This window comes from Roseateles sp. P5_B10, assembly GCF_056400485.1.
In genome coordinates this window covers 1-3,861 of record NZ_JBFULE010000508.1, presented here as the reverse complement: position 1 = coordinate 3,861, position 3,861 = coordinate 1, and the positions used below count along the sequence as shown (strand labels likewise).

Below are 3,861 nucleotides of genomic sequence, written 5' to 3'. Positions count from 1 at the left end.
CGTCTTCGAAGCCCTGGGCGCCGAGCCGCTGGCGCTGCTGCGCGAGCGCGGTGCGGGCGTGTGGGCCGTGGATGCGCTGTTGTTCGCCCTGGGTGCGTTGCCCCTGCTGTTGCGTCGCCAGGCGCTGGCGGCAGGCATCGCGATGGCGGCGCTGCTGTTCGCGTCATGGAGTGCCGCGTGGGCCGGTACGCTGCCGACGCTCGCGCCTGGCTTCTACCTGCTCGCGCTGGCCCTGCTGCTGACAGCCGTCGAGCACGAGCGCCACGCCCGTGAGCGGGAGCGCGAGCTGACCCGCGAGCGCGAGCTGGCCGACGCGCGCAGCCGCGCCAAGACCGAGCTGCTGGCTCAGGTCAGCCACGAGATGCGCACGCCGATGAACGCCGTGCTGGGCTTCTCCGACATCCTCGCGCGCTCGCCGCTCAAGCCGGATCAGGCCCATTACGTCGAGGTGCTGGGCCATGCCGGCCGCCAGGTGTTCGCCCTCATCAACGACCTGCTCGACAACGCCCGCATCGAGAGCGGCCGGCTGGAGCTGGCCTCGCATCCCTTCAATCTGGTCGACCTCGTCGAGTTGCAATTGGAGCTGCTGCGCGAGCGCGCCCAGAGCCAGGGCCTGTGGCTGCGCGTGTTCGCGCGCACCGAAGCGGCGGGCTGGGTGCTGGGCGACCAGCAGCGGGTGGCGCAGATCGTCACCAACCTGGTTGGCAACGCCATCAAATTCACCAAGACGGGCGGCGTGACGGTCGAGCTGTCGCGCAGCACCCAGGGCCAGGTGCTGATCAGCGTGCAGGACACCGGCATCGGCATTGCACCCGACGGGTTGGAGCGCATCTTCCAACCCTTCGCCCAGGCGGATGCGAGCATCGCGCAGGAATTCGGCGGCACCGGCCTGGGCCTGGCCATCACGCGCAGGCTGGCGCGGCTGATGGGCGGCGATGTCAGCGTGCACAGCCGTGTAGGCGAGGGCAGCTGCTTCGAGGTGCGGCTGGATCTGCCCGATTCGCGCCCGCCGCATGCCGACCCGGCAGAGACGCGCGCTGAACGCATGGCGCCGAGCCGTCCGCTTGAGCTGCTGCTGGCCGAGGACAACGACGTCAACGTGCTCGTCATCGAGGGCATGCTGCAGCCCCTGGGCCACCGCATCAAGCGGGCGCGCGATGGCGAGCAGGCCCTGGCCGCGCTGCGTGAGGGCACGGGCGAGGGTGACTTCGACCTCGTGCTGATGGACATGCTGATGCCCGGGCTGGACGGGCTGTCGGCCACGCGGCAATGGCGGGCCATCGAAGCTGCCGAGGGCAGGCCGCGCACGCCCATCGTCGCGCTGACGGCGAACGCCTTCGACACCGATGTGCAGCAGTCCCTGGCGGCGGGTTGCGACGCGCACCTGACCAAGCCCATCAGCCTCGCAGCGCTGCTGCAGGCCCTGGCCAAGTACGCGCGAGTCTGAGCCTTGCGGCGCCGGCCGCGGACGTGAAGGAAGTCAGGCCCTAATTCGCAGTGCTGTGAATGCGCCACAGCCTGACTTCCCGCAGGGGAGGAGCCATGAACTGCGGCTCAACACTTCTTTGCATGAGGGCAACAAGCCGCGCCGCGGCGGGGGTCGGGGGCGACCCTTCACAAGGCCCCAACTGACAGGAGTGAGCTTCCATGCAACACCGCCACACCCGACTGGCGCTGGCCTTGCTGGCCGCCGGTATCGCCGGCTCGGCCGCTGCGCAGAACGCACCGGCCCAACAGCAGCAGCTCGAGCGCATCACCATCACCGGCTCGTCGATCAAGCGCGTGGAATCCGAGACGGCCCTGCCGGTGTCGGTGATGACGCGCGACCAGATCGAGAAGACCGGCGCCACCAACGTCGAGGACATCCTGCGCCGCATCGGTGCCAACACCGCCGTGCAGTCGGACACGACGCAGGGCGCCGGCTATTCCCAGAGTTTCGCCAACCTGCGCGGCCTGGGCCCCAACTCGACGCTGGTGCTGCTGAATGGCCGGCGCCTGGCCAACTTCGCCTTCGGCTCCATCGGCGGCAATTCGTCAGTGGACCTGAACAGCATCCCTTTCGCGGCCATCGACCGCATCGAGGTGCTGCGTGACGGCGCCTCGGCCGTGTATGGCACCGACGCCGTCGGCGGCGTCATCAACTTCATCACCCGCAAGGACTATGACAAGGGCGCCGTCACGCTGAAGTACGGCGCACCCGAGAAGAGCATCGGCGGCAAGGAGACGAGCGCCTCCATCGCCTTCGGCATGGGCGGCCTCAAGACCGATGGCTACAACCTGCTCGTGACCGGCAACGTCAAGAAGCAGACCAAGGTCAGCTCCCTCGACCAGAAGTGGTACCTGCGCGGCATCGACGAGATCCCCGGCTCCGATCCTCCCACCTCGGGCCGCTCCTTCCCGGGCCGCCTCGTCGACTTCAACATCACGCCGGGCGCCTATGCCAACGCGGGCACCAACTTCAGCCCCTGCGACCCCAACTTCAACACCATCCAGGACGTGGTGAATGCCGCAGGGCAGCCCGTTCTGACCCCAAACGGCACCCAGAAAAAGCGCTGCCGCTTCATCTACCCGGCCATGCAGGAGAACCTGCCCGACTCCAAGAAGGCCGACGCCTTCGGTCGGTTGACGCTGGACACGGGCGGCGATTCGCAGATCTTCTTCGAGGCCAGCTACGCACGCAACGACTCCATCGGCCGCACGGCCGCCGTGCCCATTGACTCGACGGCGGGTCATGTGAAGGCCGACGGCACCTACCCGTCCTTCGCCTTCCCCATCTCGAGCAAATACTTCCCGGCGGCACTGCTGACCAGCCTGGGCTACACGCCGGCGCAGTTCGACACGCTGGGTGGCGGTTTCACCGAGATCGCGATGCGTTCCGTGCCGGTCGGCCCGCGCACCAACAACGTGTTGAACGAGCAGACCCGCTTCGTGGCCGGTGCCACCGGCATCTTCCAGGGCTGGGACTACGACGCCGGCCTGACGATGTCGCAGGCCAAGGGCTCGCTGGACTACTACAACTACCTGCACGAAGGCCGCTTCATCACCGAACTGGCCACCGGGGTCATCAACCCCTTCGGCCCGCAGGATGAAGCTGGGCTGGCCGCGCTGAACCGCGCGCGCATGGAAGGCCCGATGCGCCGTTCCAAGAGCACGACCTATGCCTTCGACGCCAAGGCCAGCACCGAACTGATGGCCATGAGCGGCGGCCCGATGATGCTGGCCGTCGGCACCGATCTGCGCAAGGAAAAGGYCGACGACCATGCCGTGAATGCCGACTATGAGCTGGGCCTGCACATCGGCGGCGAAGGCACGGTGCCCAAGACCGTGGCCTCGCGCACCATCTATGCCGTGTTCAGTGAGCTGTCGATGCCCTTCGCCAAGGGCTGGGAGGCCACGGTCAAGGCGCGCTACGACAAATACAGCGACTTCGGCGGCACGTTCAACCCGGGCGTGACGCTGCGCTTCCAGCCCAGCCGCGAAGTGCTGCTGCGCGCCAGTGCCGGCACGGGCTTCCGCGCCCCGACGCTGTGGGACGTGAACAGCCCGACGGCCTTCACCAACACCGCCAACTCCCTGGTCGACCCGAACTGCCCGCCCGGCCAGGCCGGCGACCCGCGCTGCGAAACGCAGTTCAACGTGCGCCTGTCCAGTGACCCCTCGCTCAAGCCCGAGAAGTCGCGCCAGTATTCCTTTGGCGCGGTGTTCGAGCCGATGCGGGACCTGTCCATCGCGCTGGACTACTGGCATATCCAGAAGAAGGACCAGATCGGCACCATCGGCGGCGACGCCATCATGTCCGACCCGATCCTTTACCAGCGCTACAACACCCGCATCCACCGCCTGCAGCCCAGCGGCTTCATC

General features: G+C 67.8%; 2 protein-coding genes. Both read left to right on the top strand.

Features of this window, described 5'->3' with window-relative positions; all coding sequences use genetic code 11:
* The coding region (locus AC1DU6_RS22860; RefSeq protein ID WP_477859813.1) for an ATP-binding protein at positions 1–1,447 on the top strand (1,447 nt) is incomplete at its 5' end.
* A gap of 200 nt (positions 1,448–1,647) precedes the next feature.
* The coding region (locus tag AC1DU6_RS22855) for a TonB-dependent receptor plug domain-containing protein (RefSeq protein ID WP_477859811.1) at positions 1,648–3,861 on the top strand (2,214 nt) is incomplete at its 3' end.